Source organism: Martinezella calliandrae (genome assembly GCF_030272695.1).
In the GTDB taxonomy this organism is placed as follows: Bacteria; Pseudomonadota; Alphaproteobacteria; order Rhizobiales; family Rhizobiaceae; genus Rhizobium; species Rhizobium calliandrae.
In genome coordinates, this window is sequence record NZ_JARFYN010000028.1 from 1 (window position 1) to 17,534 (window position 17,534).

The following is a 17,534-nucleotide window of genomic DNA, read 5'->3' on the forward strand; positions in this document are numbered from 1 at the left end:
TCAGCCTGTGGAGAGGAACGCTCTGGCGCCGGACGCAAGCCCCGCGTGAAACGAGCCTCGATGCGACAAGTCGTGGACTTGCGCGGGAAGCAGGAACCACACAACAAGGCGGCGGCGTAGCTTTAATCAGCTATGCACTGGTTTGTTTAGGTTCTGGAGAGCGGTTCTCCTTTGGCAGACCGACGGCCGAGCCGGAAACCGATGGCGCCGAGCTGACATTGTTTGTCTGGCGGGAGTTCTGCGAAGTAGCGAAGGCGCCGCCGGTCATTGGGCCGACAATGGCTTTGTATGGTTGAGTATCTCCGATTTCCAATTCATTAGAGAATAGACGAACATCATGCGGATAGAAGAAGCGAATTTCGAACATCTGAATGGATGGTCGCGTCTGCGGGCCGAACTCTGGCCGGAAAGCTCGGCCGAATACCATTGCACCGAGCTCACTGAATTTCTCTCGAGGAAAGGCGCCATTGCCTACCTTGCTAGCGAGCAGGATGACGTCGTGGGGTTTGCGGAGGCGACGCTCCGGCACGACTATGTCAACGGCTGCGAGACGTCTCCCGTGCTTTTCCTGGAGGGCATCTATGTGCTGCCGGAGCACCGGCGGCAGGGCATCGCGCGATCGCTCTGCCGCATGGTTGCGGCCTGGGGACGCGCTGCCGGCTGCCGTGAATTTGGCTCGGATGCGCTGCTCGACAACGTGGAAAGCCACGCATTCCACGCCGCATTGGGTTTCGAGGAAACCAAACGCGTCGTGTATTTTCGAAAGCCACTTTAGGATCAGAACCTATGCCGAGAGGCCGAGGTCTCATTCAAACGTCAGCTTGCTCTTCTGCTGCCCGGCCTCGTCGAAATTCTCAGGGGACAGCCATCTCTCGTAACCGGCCTTCAGGCGCGGCCAGTCGGCGTCGATGATCGCGAACCAGGCGGTGTCGCGATTCCTGCCCTTGGCGACCATGTGCTGGCGGAAAATGCCTTCAAATGTGAAGCCGAAACGCTCAGCGGCACGCTTCGACGGTTCGTTGAGATTGTGGCATTTCCACTCGAAGCGGCGGTAGCCGAGCGTGTCGAACACATAGGTGGCGAAGAGATAGAGCGTTTCGGTGGTAACGCGGCTGCGGGCGATGGCGGGCCCCCAGAGAATGCTGCCGATCTCGATAACGCCATGCACGGGATCGATGCGCATTAACGCCTGCCGGCCTTCGGCCTTGCCGGTCCGCTCGTCGATCGTGGCGAAGAACAGGGGATCGGTGCTGGCAGCGGCCTTTTCAAGCCAGGGCGTGAAGGCGGCAAGATTGGCCGGTGCATCCTCGAACAGATAGCGGAAGCGATCTTCGCCGCCGGGCGCTTGCGCCGAGTTATAGAGATCAGCGCCATGGCGCGCCACGTCGAGCGGCTCAAGCCGGACATAGCGGCCTTCCAGGGTGATCCTTTCCGGGCGCGGCACGCCGTTCCAATTCGTGAGGTCCATATCAAAGTCCTTTGGTATCAAATGCGAAGGCAATCTATCGAATCCGGCCCGATTTTATCAGCGCAGCGAGCGGTTCGGGTAGCTCTATCCCATCAGGCAATCCGGGTGCAGCTTCTGCCGAAACCAGATGACTGCGCACCGGCAGGACGCCCGCCCAGACGGGAATTTCCGCCTCGTCGCTATCGCCTGGCGGGCCGTTGCGGACCTTGGCTGTCGCCTCCTCGATTTCCAACCGTAACACTGACGTTGCTTTCACCTCCTGGCCTGTCATCGGCCGCAAGCTATCCCAGCGGCCAGGAAACAGGTTTTCGACGAAGCGGTGCAGTGCCTCGGCCTTTTCCTCGGCGTCCTCCAGCAGGCGGGCCGTTCCGAACACCATGGCGGAACGGTAGTTGACCGAATGGTTGAAGGCGGAACGGGCGAGCACATAGCCGTCCAGGATGCTGCAGGTGAGACAGACGGGCATATCCTCTGCTGCACGCAGAAAGCGGCTTGCGGCGGAGCCGTGCCAATAGACGTGGTCGCCTTCGCGCCAGTGCAGCGTGGGCGTCACATATGGGGCGCCATTGATGACATAGCCGACGTGACAGAGCGGCGTGGCGTCCAAAACCGCATAGACATCGGCACGGGCATGACTACCGCGATGATGTTCGCGCCGCACGCGCGAGCGTTCGGTGGTCGGATAGTCGTCGGCTTGCGGCGGGTAAAGATCGGCCATGGTTCCCTCATCGATATTCTTTTGATCTTTGCTGCCAAAGAGGTAGGTTATAAATAGCCAGTTTTTCTATTTATAGCAGACCAGTTGAGGGCGTATCATGGATTCTGTTGCGCAATGGCCAGCGCTCGATCGGGCCGCAGGCGACCTGGAGGGCCAAGTATATCGCTTGATGCGCGACCGCATTCTCCAAGGGCAAATGCCGCCGGGCCAACGATTGCCGTCGACAAGGCGGCTGGCGGTCTCGATCGGCGTCGCGCGCTCCACCGTTGTCAACGCCTATGAGCGGCTGAAAGCCGAGGGTTATCTGCAATCGACGACGGGTGCTGCAACCCGTGTCGCCGCATTCGCCACGCCGCGGTTACAGGGGCAAGCCGCGCCGACACCACTGAGCCCGGTGCCAGCGATCGAGACCGGCGCGGGCGGGCTCTTCGAGCCCGGCGTACCGGATGTTGCAGCTTTCCCGCATGCCGCCTGGGCGCGTTGCCTCGGCACTCGGGGCCGTTCGCTGCGGGTGCATGACCTCGGCTATGGTGCGCATAGCGGCATTCGCGATCTCCGCGAGGCAATCCTCGAGCATATTTCCGCCACGCGCGGCGTGATCGCCCACCCCGAACAAGTCCTCATCGTTCCCTCGACAGGAGCCGCCATCGATCTTTTGGCGCGCGTCCTGTTGCGGCCCGATCGTCCGGAGGGGACGGTCGCTTGGATGGAGGAGCCAGGCTATGGGACGGCGCAGGCTTTGCTGCGGCTGGCAGGTGCGGATCTCGTGCCGGTGCCCTGCGACGAGGCGGGCATCGATGTTACCAAGGCTGCGGGTCCGCCGCCGCGCCTGATCTATGTCACGCCCTCCCACCAATATCCGACCGGCGTGACGATGAGCCTGCCGCGCCGCCTGGCTCTGCTCGAATTCGCTCGTGCCAATGGCTCGGTGGTGCTGGAAGACGACTATGACAGCGAATTCCAGTACGCGTCACGTCCGATTGCTGCGCTGCAAGGCATCGATCGAGGCGAAGTGGTCGTCTATCTCGGCACTTTCTCGAAAACGCTCGCGCCCGGCCTGCGCGTCGCCTACGCGGTCGTGCCATCCCGGCTCGTGTCCGAGACCGCGGCCGCGCAGCGGTTGCGGGGAGCCGTCGTGCCGATCCATATTCAGGCAGCTCTCGCCGATTTCATTCGCGAAGGCCGTTTTCGCGCGCATCTAAGACAGATGAATGCGATCTATGCTGCTCGCATGGCGGCTGTTGTTTTCGCGTTGCGCCGTCATTGCGAAGACCGGCTCGAGATCGGCGAGGGCACCGGCGGGCTACAACTGGCTGCCTGGTTCCGGGACACAGGCATCGATGACCGGGCGACAGTTCAGAAGATCAATGTCCAGGGTTTCGCACTTCGCGCCATGTCCGCCCTGCATCTTGGGCCGGCAAGGCCCGGACTGTTGTTCGGAATCGCGCGCATGCAACCCGAGGCAGCGGACGTCGCGGTGGCAAAGATTGCCAAGCTGATTCGATTTCCAGTCGTCACTGCCTGACGAACAATCGCCTATACTGTCGCGGCGTCATGCCCTTCAGGGTTTTGAACTGCCTGTTGAAATTGGCGATGGAATTATAGCCGACGGCATCGCTGATATGATGAACCGCTTGATTGGTGGAGGAGAGGCGAGCGCAGGCATCGCCAATACGCATGCGCATCAGGTAATCGGAAATCGCGGTGCCGGTGTGGCGGCGGAACATCCGATGTAGACCGGAAACACTGAGTGCGGCGATATCGGCCAATTCGTCCAGGCTGATGGGGCGCACATAGTTGAGATGCATGTGTGTCAGCACACGGTCGATGCGTTCCCGGCTCTCTCTCACTTCCTGGGATTGGCCCGGCGCGCTCGCAAGTGGCGTTGCCTGCCTGTCACCGGCGATCCTGACGAGGATGCTCAAAAGCGACAGCAGACGTTCGACCGGCGGTTTTTCAAAAACTGCCTCGAACTCCACCCGTACAGCAGCAGCGATCTCTTTCGAAAATTGCACGCCGTTATCGGCTCGCATCAGCAACGCCTCGATCGGCCGAAATTCGACAGCACCGCCCGATATCTGCAACAGCCACTCGCGATGGAACCAAAAGACAAGAGCAACATGCGGCTTATGCTCATCGATCTTTGCGCGTGAGGCCCATGTATGCGGCAGGTTAGGGCCGACGAGCACGAGATCGCCGTCGCCATAGTCGCCGCTATGATCACCGATGAAACGCTGCCCGATCGAGTTCAGCGTGAGCGTGAGTTCGAATTCGGGATGATGATGCCATTGGAAGGGGATGACATCGTCGAGCCGCCGGTTCAGCATGCTCCATGACGTTTCCGGCGACTGTGGCAAAATTTCAAGATAAGGTCTCATCGGGCGTCTAGATCAATATTGAAGCCAGAATAGTATCAGAAAAGGCCAGAGCCAAGCAACACGACCGACCCACATCCCATTATTGTTGGGGCACCTGAAATGGCAGGGATCAACGAGATGGGAGACGCATATGCAGCAAGGTTTGAAACGGGACGCGCATCCAACCGCTTCTTCGACCATGACGCAGCTGAAGGACATAAAGAAGACGTTGCCACTGCGGGTTCTCTCACAGCAAGACTGGCGGCATTGGATCACCAAAGGTTACGTGATCGTACGGCAGGCCGTCCCTCCTGCGAATGTCGAGAGGCTTGCAGAGGTGCTTTGGGCCTTCGACGAGAAAGACCCGAACGACCCATCGACCTGGTATGCGCCGCAACGTCGCGAGCATAAGATGAAGGAGCTCAACAACACCGGCATGTTGGAGATCTATAACCATCAGTATCTTTGGGACAATCGCATGGAGCCGCGCATCTATGGCGCCTTCGTCGATATTTGGGACCGCGAAGACCTGTGGGTGACGATCGATCGCGCCAATCTCAATCCGCCGAAGAAGATCAAAGGCAATCCGAACGGCTTCATTCACTGGGATGTCGACACATCCCTTCGTCCCCTGCCGATAGGCGTTCAGGGCGTTTTGAGCTTGAAGAAGCAGGACGGCGATGTCGGCGGTTTTCAGTGCGTGCCGGCGTTGTTCGAGCAGTTTGAGGAATGGGAGAAGACGCAGCCCGCAGACCGGGACCCGATGCACCCCGCCATGGCCGGCCTCTCGGTCGTCAACGTCGACATGGAGCCCGGCGATCTGATGATCTTCAATTCACTGCTTGCCCATGGCGTACGGCCAAACCATGCCGAAAATCGCGTCCGCATGGCGCAGTATATCTCGATGCATCCGGCCGAGTTCGACAATGTCGCCGAGCGTGAGGAGCGCATTCGCTTATGGCGGGAGCGCGATCATCCGAAGCGCGAGGCGTTTCCCGGCGATCCCCGCGAGTGGGAAAAGCACAATGCGACGACGGCCGTTCTGACGCCGCTCGGCGAAAAGCTGCTCGGGCTGACTGCCTGGTAAAAGTGGTTGCGAAACTTTGATCGAGCGGCCTTGTTGCCGCTCGATTTCTGTCCGTCGACGACCGAAGCCACGACGATCCGTTAGACCTGGTTCCAGCGGCGGATGACCGGTTCGGAGAGGTCGTGTTCATAGCCAAGAACGCTGATACTGGTGGTGTCGAGCACGAAGTTTGCGCCGCCTTGCGGCGGCAGGTCGAGCCAGCGGGCGGCGAAGACCCTCAGGAAATGCGCGCTAGAGAAGATCAGAGCGCTGCCGTTCACATCCCGGAGCTGGCTGATGATCCGGTCAGCTCTCGCTCCGACATCGGCCGCCGTTTCGCCATTGGGACATCCGTCGCGAAACAGTTGCCAGCCGGGACGCTGAACCAGGATTTCCTTGGTGGTGACGCCCTCGTATGCGCCGTAATCCCACTCCGCCAGATCCTCCTTGATGACACGCGTCTCGCCGAAGCCTGCCAGCGCGCTGGTGCTCTTGGCGCGCTGCGAGGGGCTCGACCAGACGGCTGCGAAATCGATGGCGGGGAGGCGGCCGGCGACTTTGCGGGCGGCTTCTTCACCGGCTAATGTCAGGGGGATGTCGGTTCGCCCGGTATGCCGGCCGGACAGGCTCCATTCCGTCTGTCCATGCCGAACCAGGTAGATTTCTGGATGCGAACTGCTCATTTGGACGCCTCTCAATCGCGCTGAAACTTCCGACGATTCTTCGCATCTGCGAGACGCTCTGTCGAGGGACGATCGCTATTGTTCACGCCTGGCTGGCGGCCTGCAGCAATGGAAACCTCGGCACCCGGCGACCCGGTGGTTTGTAGGGAAAATTTACGTCATCGTTTCACGGCACGGCGAACGCTGTACACGAGAATGGCAAGGCAACCGAGCAACAACAGCAGACCGCCGACGAGCGGCGGCAATGCGAGAAGCTTGATCGCACCGGCGACGACGATGACCAGTATCAGCGAGAAGGCTGCAAGACTGCCGTCGTCGACGAACATGCCGATGAGTTCGGATATGGCGATACGGATAACGTTCATTGGGCTGCCTTTGCTGTGGAATTGCCGACGGAGCCGCGCAGGCTGCGGATGATGATGAATGACGCCAGGGAAACGATTGCGAAGATGGCGATAAGCGCAAGATCGGCACCCGGCCAGTCCGCGCCGAGGCCTTCACCGGTCCAGAAGATGCCGAAACTGGTCAACATCAGCCCGACGACAAATTTGAGCGTATTTTCGGGTACGGTAGCGAGGGGGCGATGAACCATCAGGCCGATCAGCATGACGAGGATGAAGGCGGCCAGAGCGCCGAGGCCGGCAAAGAGCGTCAAGCCATGGGCACCGCCGACGGCGATGACGATGAAGACCACCTCGACGCCCTCTAAAAGTACCGCCTTGAAGGATGCGAGACCGGCGAGATAGTCGGCGCGCCGGTCTTCGGATTGTTGCCGAAGCGCAGCCGTCTCCTTGGAGAAGGCGGCTTCCTCGTCGTGCAAGGCTATGACTCCGAGCGAGCGCAGAATGGCTTTGCGCAGCCAGCGCATACCGAAAAGGATCAGGAGAACGCCGACGACGAACTGCAGCACAGTGATCGGCACCAGCGCCAGAAGCGGCCCAAAGATCAAAACGAGGGCGGCAAGCACGGCGAGCGCCAGCGCGGCACCCGTCAGCGCCGGACGCCAGCTCCGCGTGACCCCGACGGCGAGGACGATGGTGAAAGCTTCCACGACTTCGACGAAGGAGCCGAGGAAGGAGGCTGTTATGGTGGAGATGATGGGTGTGAGACTGTTCATGCAATGAATCCTGAATAGAGGATAGGTTTTTGATATTGCATGACCTTATCCGAAAGCCGCTCATACTTCTCGGATAAGATCATGCTCCAGAGCGCACATCTTATCCGCTTTCAGTTGTTTCCACCTGAAAGCGGAATGCTCTAAGCGGCAAGGACCACGCAGCGTTCGGGCGGCAAGGAGAAGACCAACGCTGCGCCGGCGGGCATGGCTTGCGGCCAGTCAAGCCGGATGCGATGCGGCCCGATATCGATCATTAAGCGCCAGCAACGCCCCTGGAAAGCGCTGGACTGGACAATACCCTGAAGCAGGTTGTCGGGATAGGCATCGGATGGCCGCGCATCTTCCGGCCGAACGACCAGGAGGGCGCGGCCACTTTGGGCACCTGCCGTACGCAAAGCTTCGATCGGAGCATTCTCGATCTTAAATCGACCGTCGCGCGCCTCCCCCGGAACGATCGAGAAGCCACCGATGAAGCTGGCAACGAACGCGTCCGCCGGAGCTTCATAGATAGCCTGCGGCGTGTCGAACTGCGCGATGACGCCGGAGCGCATGACGGCGATGCGATCGGACACGGCCATGGCCTCGGCCTGGTCGTGGGTGACATAAATCACGGTGGTGGCTTCGCGGCGTACCAGCTCCATCATCTCTACCCTCATGTCTTCGCGCAGCGCAGCATCGAGGTTGCTGAGCGGCTCGTCAAACAGCATCAGTGCGGGCCGGGCGGCAAGGCAGCGGGCGATCGCTACGCGCTGCTGCTGGCCGCCGGAGAGTTCCGCCGGATAGCGGTTGCAATAGGCGGTCAGGCGTGTGACCTCGAGGGCGTGATCCAGGCGCACAGCGACTTCCGTTTCGGATAGGCGTTGTGATTGCAGTCCGAAGGACAGGTTCTGGGATACGGTCATATGCGGCCAGAGCGCATAATCCTGGAACACCATGCCGACACGGCGCTTTTCCGGCGGCACGGCGGATTGCCGGCTCCAGACGACCTTATCGTCGAACTTGACGATGCCACTGTCGGGATTGATCAGCCCGGCAATGATGCGCAGCAGCGTCGTTTTTCCCGATCCACTAGCGCCGAGCAACGATACGACCTCGCCAGCGGCTATTTTCAGATCGAGATTGTTGAGCACAGGGCGGCCGCCGAGCAATTTGCAGATGCCGGTGCAGTCCAGCGAAGCGGTCATTTTACATTGTCTCCCCTGGTAATGCGGCTGCGGGTCGGCATGAGGCGCCGCACCAGCATCCACGCTATAGCCGCGCCGCCGCCGGCAACGGTCATCGCCAGCAAAGCTATGGCGCAGGCGAGGCCGTCTTGATCATGGCTGAACAGTTTGAGGATCAGCGTCGGGGCAGCCGGGCCGCTCAGCGGGATAAGCATTTGTGACATCGGCAGCTCGAAAACGGTGCGGATGAAGGTCAGGAGGAAGGCCGTCACAACGCTCAGGAAAACCAGCGGCAAGGTGATGGCAAGCAGGCGACGTGTAGCTCCGACGCCCTGCAGTCGCGCTGCATCGGTGAGGCTTGGCGCCAGCTGGCCGATGGCCGAAAGGATGACGACGAGGCAATAGGGTAAGGCGGCCGCGACATAGCCGGTCACCAGCAGTGAGCCGTCGCCGTAATGTGGAAACGGCCAGTCGCGGAAGCCAGGCAGGCGGTTCCAGACAAGAATGTAGCCGAAACCGAGCACGATGCCGGGAATTGCGACTGCGCCGAGCGACAGGCCGACGGTGATCGTGCGCATGAGCGAATTGGAGCGGTCGAGCCTAGCTGCAAGCAGCAGGGCGATCGCGCTGGCGATGATCGCCGTCAGGCCGGCATAGCCGAGGCTGCGCATCAGACCCTGGTTTGCCGCTGTACCGAGGCTCAACGCCGTCTGGACGTTGACCAGTGTGAAGTTGCTCCAGTCCAGGCCCTGGCCGAGGGTCTGGCTCAGTGCCCGTATGGCGACCGCGACCAATGGCAGGATCAGCGCAAGGAAGACGACGGCGAGCGCTGCGATGGTTACGGGCCAGCGCCAGAGACCAAGCTCGTACCTGTTAGCGGGCCGCGCTCTCCCGGAGATCAGGCGAGGATCAGCCCGGTGGCGAAGCATTCGGTCGGCAAGCACCACGAGCAGGACCAAAGCAAGCAGGATCAACGCCTGGGCGCCTGCCGAAGCAAAGTCGACGGGATAATCGCTGGTCGCGGAATAGATGCCGTAGGTCAGCACGCCGAAGTTCGAGGTTCGGGCAATGGTCGAGGCTAGCCCAAAATCCGACAGGACCTCTGCGAAGGTGGCGATGATGCTGAGCGCGATGGCCGGCGCGAGCAGGGGGCCATTGATCCGCAGCCATATCCTCAACGGAGACGAGCCGTAGAGCCGCGCCGCATCCTCGAGTTCGCTGCCGAGTCCGGCAAGCGCGCTGGCGATGATGAAGCTCGCCAGCGGGAAAAGGCCGAGCGTGTGGACGAAGACCAGGCCTTCAAGCCCAAAGAAGGCTTCGCTCCAAGCCTGCGGCAGAACGCCGAGCTGCGCCAGATAGCCGCCGGACGACATCAACAGCACCCAGGCCAGCGCCTTGAGATAGGAGGGCGTCAGGAATACCAGCCAGGGCGTGACGGCAATAAAGCCGCGCAAGGGTACATTGCATCGCTTTACGAGGACTGCGAAGACGCCGCCAAGGGCGGTGGTCGTCAAGGCTACGGTTGCGGCCAGCTCCAACGAATTCAGGATCGACTGAAGGATGCGCGGCGAGGAGAAGGCATGCGCCAGCGGCTCCAGACTGAAGGCGGTGCTGCCGGCTTGAACGTCGAACAGCCGCGGCATAACGGCCTGGATCAGCACAAGTGCCAGGGGTAGCCCGATCAGCAGGAAGAACACGACGTAAATGGCAATCGCCCCGCCGAGGCGGCCAAGGAGAGGCAGCAATCCATTCGGCGACAAGCGTCTACTGCTGGAGCCGCAGGCGAATGCTGCGGCTCCTTCATGATGCAAAACGGTCATCATGAGCTCCGTTCGATCATGGGACGAAGTGATCCTTGTACCATTGTTTCCATTCGGTCTCGTGCGCGGAAGCAACCTTGTCGTCGAGATGGACGAAGGCGACTTCGGTCTTGCGGCCGGGCTTTGCCTTGACGCCCGCAATGATGGGCATGAAGAAGAAGTCGGTATCGTCGCCGTCCTGCATGACGGCTTGGCCTTCAGCACTGGTCACGAAATCGATGAATTTCCGGGCGGCATCCATATGTGTCGTCTTAGCGCTGATGCCGAGACCCTGCGGCAAGGCAATCGAACCCTCGGCCGGGTAGACGGCGATCACCGGTTCGCCGCTGGCGATCTTGGCGAAAATGGCGCTGTCCTGATTGATGCCGACGGAGGCATTACCGGTCAGCACGGCTGTATTGACCTTGCCGCCGCTGGAAAGACCCGAGAGCGACTTCGTCGTCAGCACTTTGCCGAGCAGATCCTTGCCGGCGTCGGTGCCGTTCGTCTGGAAGAAGCCTGCGAGCCACTGGTAGGCCGGGCCCGAGAGGTTCGGATCCTTGGCGGCGACTTTGCCGGCGAATTGCGTGAGATCGGCCCAGGATTTCGGCGTCTTGTCGGCGGCAACTTTTTTGGTGTTGACTTCCAAAGCCGTCGTGCTTGCGCCGGTCGGCAGGAAGGCATGGCTTGCCGGGATCAGCGACTTGCCGAAATCGGTGAAGGCGGCCTTGTCATAGATATCAGCCGGGATCGGCTGCAGGACGCGATCTGCCGCCATGCGCTCCATCACGGCCGAGCCGTCCAGCCAGACGATGTCGAATTGCGGATTGTTGCCTTCCGCCGCAATCTTGCCAAGCACTTCGCCGGTGCTGCCCGGCTCAACGACATCGACCTTGAGGCCGGTCTTGGCTTCGAAAGCCTTGGCAACCTTGCCGCTGAAATCGAGTGCGTCGTAAAGGACCAGGTCTGCGGCAAAGGCCGGAGCGGCCGCGCACGTCACCGCAACGCCAAACGCAAGCCCAGCTATAGTCTTAGTAAGCATTTCTTTCTCCCGTATTGTTAGAAAGGATGAATTTCTGTTAATTTATACTATCGTTCTTCTTTGAATTTTTTGTGTATGTTGATGATTTATTTATTATTTCTTTTTCTTCGTGCCGCGCTTTCTCCATGCCTTGTCGATGGAGCCGCGCAGGACACTGAGTTGGTCGAGGCTGTCGAAGGCAGCTTCCTGGCAACGGCCTGCCAGGCCGACAATCATGGCTTCGATCAGCACCATGGTGCCGCCATGCATCGCCAGATGATCGGCCTTGCCGCGTGGAATGGGGATAATTTCCGCCACCTTGTCGGCGACCAGCGGGCCGAGATTGTCACTGATGAGGATCACCGGCACGTCATGCCGGGCGGCCTGGTCGAGCACGACCTCGACCTCGCGGTAAAGCGGCGCATAGGCCATCATCAGAACGGCATCGCCCTTGCCGAGCCAGAGAAGGCGGTCCGCCAAGCCAACGCCCGATGCGGAGAGCGCGCTGGTCGGCAGTCCGATGCGATTGAATTGTAGGCTGGCATAATCTGCCATAGCGCCGGAGGGGCCGATGCCGAAGACATGACGCCTCGTTGCGCCCGCCAGAATATCGATTGCGCGCGCAAAGCTTGCGGCAATCTCCGGACGCCGCAAAACGTCAAGCACGCTCTCGTGGATGCCGATGACATGGTGGAGGGCGCCGGCGGCATCGCCGCCCGTCTCCGCGAGAGTTCGTTCCAGGCGATTGCCGGGCGACGACGTCCCCGTCAGTTCCGAGAGCATGGCCGCGCGAAGCGCCGAGAGGCTTTCGAAGCCAAGCGCGCGTGCGGTACGCACAACGGTCGCATCGCTGGCGCCGGCAAGCTGGGCGATCTGTGCGGCTGAACTCAACAGCACCATCTGCTTCTGATCGACGAAGAAACGGGCCACGCGTTGTTCAGCGGGCGCAAGGTCCTCAAGCACGGCGAGAATCTGAGCGTCGAATGTCGCCTGCGGCTGAGTATCTGTTGTCATGCTGGTTGCTGGTCCGTACGTAGTAAATGCTACCAATTGCCATATAGGTAACGTTTGTTACATGAGCATGACAGCGACGAGACGGCAACGATATTGCTCGCCGCAGAGGCAGCCTGGCGATTTCGAGAAAATTATCGGCAAATCCTTGTTCGCCTGCCGTTTAGCCGTTACCGTAATATTTCATTGTATATAACGATTGAGGGCCACATGTCGCTTTTGGCTGACTATAACCGCCACCGTCCGGCGCAGGGGTTTGGTCGAAATGTTGTCAACGAATTGACCTTGCCGTCAACAGGGGTGGGCCGCTCTACGCAGATGCCAAGCGGGCGCACCTGCTTTTTCTACCGGCTCCTAGAGTGGCGCGCAAAGCCGATCCGCCTTCACGTTTCAGTGCTTCACGCACCTATATGTAACAAAATCCTCGTCCGTGCCGTATTATCTACCGGACAGATGATCGTCCCCCTTTAGGGAGGTTCCAAGGATGTTGAACAGACGTTTGCTTCTCATCGCGGCCGGCCTCGGCGCGGTCGCTACCCGACTTGGTTTGGCATCGGGACCGGCCGTTGCGACAGAGAAATTTGCCGTCACCCATACCGATGAAGAATGGCGCAAGCTGCTGACGTCGGAGCAGTATGACGTTCTGCGTGGCGAGGGAACAGAATATCCTTTTTCCAGCGCGCTGCTGCATGAAGAACGCAAGGGTAATTTCGCCTGTGCCGGCTGCCAGCAGGATGTCTTCTCCTCGAGCACGAAATTTGACAGCGGCACCGGCTGGCCGAGCTTCTGGGCGCCGATAGCCGGCGCGGTCGGCACGACTGAGGACCATTCCTTCGGTATCGTACGCACGGCGGTCCATTGCAGCCGCTGCGGCAGCCATCTCGGCCACGTCTTTGCCGACGGGCCAAAGCCGACGGGGCTGCGCTACTGCATCAACGGCATTGCCATGACATTCCACGCGGTTTCGGCCTGATCGCCGAAAGTGAAGTTTTCGGCTAAAGAGGCCGGGCCTCAGGTGTCGCCGTTTATCTTAGCCCGCACCGCGGGAATCACTTTCTGGCCGTAGAGTTCGATGCAGCGCATCAGTTTGCGATGACTGAGCGTGCCGGCGCTGTATTTTAACTGGAAGCGGCGGACGCCGAGCGTCTTGATGACCGGCGCCAGCTTTGCGGCGACAGTTTCCGGCGAGCCGACATAGAGCGAGCCGTGTTCGATCTCGCTTTCGAATTCTTCGCGCGTCATCGCCGGCCAGCCGCGCTCGCGGCCGATGCGGTCACGCATGGCCTTGTAGCTCGGCCACAATTCGTCGCGGGCTTGATCGTCAGTGTCGGCGATATAGCCCGGCGAATGGATGCCGATCGGCTGAGCCGTTCCGCCCAATTGCGCGAACGCCCTGTGATAGAGATCGATATAGGGCTGAAAGCGGTAGGGGCTGCCGCCGATGATCGCCAGCATCAGCGGCAGGTTATATTGCGCAGCCCGCACGACCGAAGCCGGACTTCCGCCGACGCCGATCCAGGTCTTCAGATGGCCCTTTTCGATCGTCGGGAAGACCTGTTGATTGCTGAGCGGCGGGCGGATCGTTCCCTTCCAGGTGACCGGCTCATTCGCAAGCAGGGCGGCGAATAGGTCGAGCTTTTCTTCGAACAGCTTTTCATATTGCGACAGCTCGAAACCAAACAGGGGGAAGGATTCGGTGAACGAACCGCGGCCGAGGATCACCTCGGCGCGCCCGCTCGACGCCGCGTCCAGGCTGGAGAAGCGCTGGAAGACGCGGATCGGATCATCGGAACTGAGAACGGTGACGGCCGACCCGAGGTGAATGTGTGATGTGCGGCCGGCGATCGCCGCCAGTACGATCTCCGGAGAGGAGACGGCGAAATCCTGGCGATGATGTTCGCCGATCCCGAAGAAATCGATCCCGAGCTTGTCCGCGAGCACGCCTTCTTCGATGACGTTACGGATGACCTGTGCGTGGGGTTCCGGTTTTCCACTCTCGTCGTCGGTAACATCGCCGAAAGTATCGAGTCCGAATTCGACAATATTTGCCGTCATGATTTTTCCATCGCCTATCGCAATTGTGTTTGGGAGGGATTTACCTGCGTTCTCCGGTTGGAACTACCCGCAAAGTTTCGCAGGTACCGTTCGAAGAATTCGATATGGCCATGGTGGCAACAATAGATCGCGGAGTAGCGCCCGTGAATTCGCCGGGATACGTTGCGTTTGGTGGAGCCGCCGTCAATAGTGCTCCTGGCATTCGATTGCCAACGCAAGAAGGAGGAAGCGCATGCCGGAGCTGAAAAAAGTCAATCTCACAAAGGCCTTTGCGGGTCTCAGCGAGACCTGGAGCCCGCGGATCGGCGGCGATATCAACGATTTCCAGATCAAACTCGTCAAACTTGAAGGCGCCTTTCATTGGCATCATCATGACGAAGAAGATGAGCTGTTCCTCGTTGTCAAAGGCACGCTGCGCATGAGGCTGCGAAAAGAGAACGGCGGCGATATCGTCCTCGGTCCCGGCGAATACATCATCGTGCCGCATGGCGTCGAACATTGTCCGACCGCGGAGCCGACATGTGAGGTCTTGCTGCTGGAGAGGAATACGACGCTCAACACCGGCAATGTGGAGAACGAGCGCACCATACGTCAGCCGGCCCGGCTTTGAACGCTGCGGGGCGAATTGCGATCTCAGCTTGTTCCTACGCAGTTCCAGGAAAACCGCTTTGCACTTTTCCCGGAATTGCTCTGGCAAGACCGCAATTCGAGTTCATGGCTGGCCGGCCGTCAATTCAACTGCGCTAGCTTGTTCGGCGGACGGCGGCATTCGGCAAACACATCCAGGCTGGGGTCGTAAACCGCCGTTGCGACGTCCATCAGGCCGAGGACGCTGTGGAAGATGTTGTCGTGTGAATAGGTGCCATCAGCGGCCCGTTTTGCAAGGCAGGCCATGTCATAGCCGCCGGTCTTGGCCAGATCGTCGGCCAGCCAGACCAAGAGCGGCACATGGGTCTGCTGCTCCGGGGCGATGATATAAGGCGTGCCGTGCAGGTAGATCCCGTTCTCGCCGAGCGACTCGCCGTGATCTGAGAAGTATAGGACTGCGCCGGACAGCGAACTTGAGCGCTGCTTCAATTTGTCGATCACCGCCGAAACGATATGGTCCGTATAGAGGATCGTATTGTCATAGGCGTTGGTAATCTCCTCCGGCGTACAACTGCCGAAATCATTGGCGCGGCAGTCGGGCGTGAAGCGGCGGTATTCGTCGGGATAGCGCTGGAAGTAAGCCGGGCCGTGACTGCCGAGCTGGTGCAGCACAAGGACGCTGTCTCCTTTAACGTGGTCCAGCCAGTTGTCGACCTTGTCCACCAGGATTGCATCCAAGCATTCGCCATCCTTGCAGAAGCGGGGATCGGCCGATGTCGGCAGATAGGCGTAGGAAACGCGGTCGGTAACGTGATAGCTGCCCGTATCATTGTCCAGCCAAGTCACGTCGACCTTGGCGTGGGTCAGCACGTCAAGCAGGTTCTGCGTCTCAAGGCCCTTCAGATGGGTATATTGCGCCCGCGCAAAAACGGAGAACAGGCAAGGAATCGAGGTTGCCGTCGCTGTTCCGCAACTGCTGGTATTGGGGAAATAAACGACATTCTGTTTGGCCAATTCCGGATTGGTCATCCTGCCATAACCGCCGAGTGAAAAGTCCTGGGCACGGGCGGTTTCGCCGGCGACGATAATCGTCACGCGCGGCTTGCCGTTGTCGGCCGCGCCGACCCGGTGGGCATCTGTGCCGAGAGGCTGTGCGACGATGCTTGAATCCTTTCGTGAGTCGACGGCGTAGCGGACGGCGTTGGCGATCGGCATAACCGGGTTGAGCGTATCCACCAGGTCGCGGTGCACACGACCGATGCCGGCGAAGGTCCTGTAGAAACTGGTGCCGGCAACCACGAAGATGGCGACGCAAGCGAGGATGACCGCGGTGTTATAGAGGAGCTTTTTGACGATGGGGCGATGGACGATGCGCACCCAGGCAATCGCCAGAGACGGCAAAATACCCGTCAGCAGCACATGCGTTGCAAAGCGCAGCGTGATCAGATGACCCGCCTCGGCGCCTGTCGATACCGCCGCATTGCGGATCATTTCCTTGTCGATGATGACGCCGAACTGATCGTTGAACCACGAGGACACCGACGCTACCAGGACAAAAAAGATAAGGGCCGGTTTCGTGACGTATTTGGCGGAGAAAAGCGTGAGGAGCGCCATGACCGTGACAGAGATACCGATCACAAAGGCGGCAAAGGCGGTCTGTTCAGCGATAAAATAGCCGTACGCCTTGGTCCAAAACGTCTGATTAGTCACGAGAAGGATATAAAGCGTGGTTATGAAGCAGAGAGTAACACTGCCAATTGCTGGCCGGACCTGCCGGCCAGGCTGAATATTATTGTCGTTCAAAGATTTTCTCCAAAATGTTCCTGTAAGGCGGGTCGGAGAACCCGTAAACCGCAGCAGGTGCTGGACGCGGCTTTCACTATTTGAGCGCGGGGCCGTGCTCGCCGTTCCTGACATTTACCTGAATGGCGCTCCCGTTTGCACTGCTGTTTGGCGATTGTTTGGCAGCCAATTTCCCTTATCTGCGCTTTTCGTCGTGGAGCCACACGGATTTCAGGTCGCCGTCAGAAATCCCGCTCATACCTTCACTCTTGGAATAAGGGAGAAATCGTGCGGGTTTTGCTTGTCGAAGACAACGCCACTATCGGCAACGCGGTTCAGGATCATTTGCTGGCCGAAGGCTGGGCGGTTGATTGGTCGATGGACCTTCGGTCGGCAACCGCGGCGGTTGTCGCCGGAGCTTACAGCGTGGTTCTCTTGGATCTTCGCCTGCCGGATGGAAGTGGCCTGGACCTGCTCAAACAAATGACGGCGAGGGGCGATTCCACGCCTGTGATCATCATGTCCGCCTATGATCAGCTATCGGATCAAATGGCCGGAATGGACATCGGCGCGACCGATTATCTCATCAAGCCGTTCGCGCTTGGCGAACTCACGGCGCGTATCCGCAGGGCAAAAACGTCTTCAAGCGCCGGAAAATCAAGGAAGCACCGGCCGAGTATTCTTCCTCAAACCGGCTGACCGCCGC

18 protein-coding genes and 1 pseudogene are annotated in these 17,534 nt (G+C 59.9%); 7 read left to right on the plus strand and 12 right to left on the minus strand.

Translation table 11 applies throughout. The features are described 5' to 3' along the window. A pseudogene (locus PY650_RS20400) lies at positions 1 to 296 on the plus strand (hypothetical protein); the annotation flags it as partial. Positions 297 to 337: 41 nt separating this feature from the next. After that, complete coding sequence (aac(6'), locus tag PY650_RS20405) at positions 338 to 775, plus strand: aminoglycoside 6'-N-acetyltransferase (protein ID WP_285881368.1); 438 nt, start codon at positions 338 to 340, stop codon at positions 773 to 775. 30 nt (positions 776 to 805) lie between these two features. Here the strand turns inward: aac(6') and PY650_RS20410 are convergent, their stop codons facing one another. Further along, positions 806 to 1,468 carry a GNAT family N-acetyltransferase gene (locus PY650_RS20410; protein WP_285881369.1) on the minus strand — a complete coding sequence of 221 codons (663 nt, stop codon included), beginning with the start codon at positions 1,466 to 1,468 and terminating at the stop codon, positions 806 to 808. A 34-nt stretch (positions 1,469 to 1,502) separates the two neighbouring features. Then, entirely contained in the window at positions 1,503 to 2,186 is a 684-nt protein-coding gene (locus PY650_RS20415; RefSeq protein ID WP_285881370.1) for a pyridoxamine 5'-phosphate oxidase family protein, read from the minus strand. A 97-nt stretch (positions 2,187 to 2,283) separates the two neighbouring features. Here PY650_RS20415 and pdxR point away from each other — a divergent pair, with 97 nt between their 5' ends. Next, positions 2,284 to 3,711: a MocR-like pyridoxine biosynthesis transcription factor PdxR gene (gene pdxR / locus PY650_RS20420; protein ID WP_285881371.1), complete on the plus strand. Its 1,428-nt coding sequence runs from the start codon at positions 2,284 to 2,286 to the stop codon at positions 3,709 to 3,711. Here pdxR and PY650_RS20425 read toward each other — a convergent pair. Next, entirely contained in the window at positions 3,701 to 4,564 is an 864-nt protein-coding gene (locus PY650_RS20425; RefSeq protein WP_285881372.1) for an AraC family transcriptional regulator, read from the minus strand. The two genes, pdxR and PY650_RS20425, sit on opposite strands and share 11 nt — an antisense overlap. Before the next feature lie 130 nt (positions 4,565 to 4,694). Here PY650_RS20425 and PY650_RS20430 point away from each other — a divergent pair, with 130 nt between their 5' ends. Further along, entirely contained in the window at positions 4,695 to 5,630 is a 936-nt protein-coding gene (locus PY650_RS20430) for a phytanoyl-CoA dioxygenase family protein (RefSeq protein WP_285881373.1), read from the plus strand. A gap of 80 nt (positions 5,631 to 5,710) precedes the next feature. Here the strand turns inward: PY650_RS20430 and PY650_RS20435 are convergent, their stop codons facing one another. The 7 genes from PY650_RS20435 to PY650_RS20465 form a co-directional block, all read right to left on the minus strand. Further along, on the minus strand, positions 5,711 to 6,292 hold the full coding sequence (locus tag PY650_RS20435) for a histidine phosphatase family protein (protein ID WP_285881374.1): 582 nt from the start codon (positions 6,290 to 6,292) through the stop codon (positions 5,711 to 5,713). A 158-nt stretch (positions 6,293 to 6,450) separates the two neighbouring features. Beyond that, positions 6,451 to 6,657, minus strand: coding sequence for a hypothetical protein (locus PY650_RS20440; RefSeq protein WP_285881375.1), 207 nt, complete (start codon positions 6,655 to 6,657; stop codon positions 6,451 to 6,453). Beyond that, entirely contained in the window at positions 6,654 to 7,409 is a 756-nt protein-coding gene (locus tag PY650_RS20445) for a COG4280 domain-containing protein (RefSeq protein ID WP_285881376.1), read from the minus strand. Before PY650_RS20445 ends, PY650_RS20440 begins: the two co-directional genes overlap by 4 nt. Before the next feature lie 140 nt (positions 7,410 to 7,549). After that, positions 7,550 to 8,593, minus strand: coding sequence for an ABC transporter ATP-binding protein (locus PY650_RS20450; RefSeq protein WP_285881377.1), 1,044 nt, complete (start codon positions 8,591 to 8,593; stop codon positions 7,550 to 7,552). Further along, a complete protein-coding gene (locus PY650_RS20455) occupies positions 8,590 to 10,392 on the minus strand; it encodes an ABC transporter permease (protein ID WP_285881378.1) in 1,803 nt (600 codons plus the stop codon). Before PY650_RS20455 ends, PY650_RS20450 begins: the two co-directional genes overlap by 4 nt. 16 nt (positions 10,393 to 10,408) lie before the next feature. Next, positions 10,409 to 11,413, minus strand: a complete 1,005-nt coding sequence (locus PY650_RS20460; RefSeq protein WP_285881379.1) for an ABC transporter substrate-binding protein — start codon at positions 11,411 to 11,413, stop codon at positions 10,409 to 10,411. A gap of 93 nt (positions 11,414 to 11,506) precedes the next feature. Further along, a complete protein-coding gene (locus tag PY650_RS20465; protein WP_285881380.1) occupies positions 11,507 to 12,406 on the minus strand; it encodes a MurR/RpiR family transcriptional regulator in 900 nt (299 codons plus the stop codon). A 481-nt stretch (positions 12,407 to 12,887) separates the two neighbouring features. Here PY650_RS20465 and msrB point away from each other — a divergent pair, with 481 nt between their 5' ends. Beyond that, positions 12,888 to 13,376, plus strand: a complete 489-nt coding sequence (gene msrB / locus PY650_RS20470; protein WP_285881381.1) for a peptide-methionine (R)-S-oxide reductase MsrB — start codon at positions 12,888 to 12,890, stop codon at positions 13,374 to 13,376. A gap of 38 nt (positions 13,377 to 13,414) precedes the next feature. Here the strand turns inward: msrB and PY650_RS20475 are convergent, their stop codons facing one another. After that, positions 13,415 to 14,458 (minus strand): LLM class flavin-dependent oxidoreductase, encoded by a 1,044-nt coding sequence (locus tag PY650_RS20475; RefSeq protein ID WP_285881382.1) that lies wholly within the window; start codon positions 14,456 to 14,458, stop codon positions 13,415 to 13,417. Positions 14,459 to 14,690: 232 nt separating this feature from the next. On the opposite strand from PY650_RS20475, the gene PY650_RS20480 reads away from it, so the two are divergent. Continuing rightward, positions 14,691 to 15,068, plus strand: coding sequence for a cupin domain-containing protein (locus PY650_RS20480; protein ID WP_285881383.1), 378 nt, complete (start codon positions 14,691 to 14,693; stop codon positions 15,066 to 15,068). A 119-nt stretch (positions 15,069 to 15,187) separates the two neighbouring features. On the opposite strand, the gene PY650_RS20485 is transcribed toward PY650_RS20480, so the two are convergent. Next, the gene (locus PY650_RS20485; protein ID WP_285881384.1) at positions 15,188 to 16,849 is read right to left on the minus strand and encodes a phosphoethanolamine transferase; all 1,662 of its coding nucleotides are present in this window, start codon (positions 16,847 to 16,849) and stop codon (positions 15,188 to 15,190) included. A gap of 147 nt (positions 16,850 to 16,996) precedes the next feature. On the opposite strand from PY650_RS20485, the gene PY650_RS20490 reads away from it, so the two are divergent. Continuing rightward, a complete protein-coding gene (locus tag PY650_RS20490) occupies positions 16,997 to 17,527 on the plus strand; it encodes a response regulator (protein ID WP_285881385.1) in 531 nt (176 codons plus the stop codon). The last annotated feature ends 7 nt before the right edge of the window (positions 17,528 to 17,534 follow it).

Coding starts and splice junctions, on each gene's coding strand:
- PY650_RS20410 (WP_285881369.1), bottom strand. CDS start 1,468: ATGGACCTCACGAATTGGAACGGCGTGCCGCGCCCGGAAAGGATCACC.
- PY650_RS20415 (WP_285881370.1), bottom strand. CDS start 2,186: ATGGCCGATCTTTACCCGCCGCAAGCCGACGACTATCCGACCACCGAA.
- pdxR (WP_285881371.1), top strand. CDS start 2,284: ATGGATTCTGTTGCGCAATGGCCAGCGCTCGATCGGGCCGCAGGCGAC.
- PY650_RS20425 (WP_285881372.1), bottom strand. CDS start 4,564: ATGAGACCTTATCTTGAAATTTTGCCACAGTCGCCGGAAACGTCATGG.
- PY650_RS20430 (WP_285881373.1), top strand. CDS start 4,695: ATGCAGCAAGGTTTGAAACGGGACGCGCATCCAACCGCTTCTTCGACC.
- PY650_RS20435 (WP_285881374.1), bottom strand. CDS start 6,292: ATGAGCAGTTCGCATCCAGAAATCTACCTGGTTCGGCATGGACAGACG.
- PY650_RS20440 (WP_285881375.1), bottom strand. CDS start 6,657: ATGAACGTTATCCGTATCGCCATATCCGAACTCATCGGCATGTTCGTC.
- PY650_RS20445 (WP_285881376.1), bottom strand. CDS start 7,409: ATGAACAGTCTCACACCCATCATCTCCACCATAACAGCCTCCTTCCTC.
- PY650_RS20450 (WP_285881377.1), bottom strand. CDS start 8,593: ATGACCGCTTCGCTGGACTGCACCGGCATCTGCAAATTGCTCGGCGGC.
- PY650_RS20455 (WP_285881378.1), bottom strand. CDS start 10,392: ATGACCGTTTTGCATCATGAAGGAGCCGCAGCATTCGCCTGCGGCTCC.
- PY650_RS20460 (WP_285881379.1), bottom strand. CDS start 11,413: ATGCTTACTAAGACTATAGCTGGGCTTGCGTTTGGCGTTGCGGTGACG.
- PY650_RS20465 (WP_285881380.1), bottom strand. CDS start 12,406: ATGACAACAGATACTCAGCCGCAGGCGACATTCGACGCTCAGATTCTC.
- msrB (WP_285881381.1), top strand. CDS start 12,888: ATGTTGAACAGACGTTTGCTTCTCATCGCGGCCGGCCTCGGCGCGGTC.
- PY650_RS20475 (WP_285881382.1), bottom strand. CDS start 14,458: ATGACGGCAAATATTGTCGAATTCGGACTCGATACTTTCGGCGATGTT.
- PY650_RS20480 (WP_285881383.1), top strand. CDS start 14,691: ATGCCGGAGCTGAAAAAAGTCAATCTCACAAAGGCCTTTGCGGGTCTC.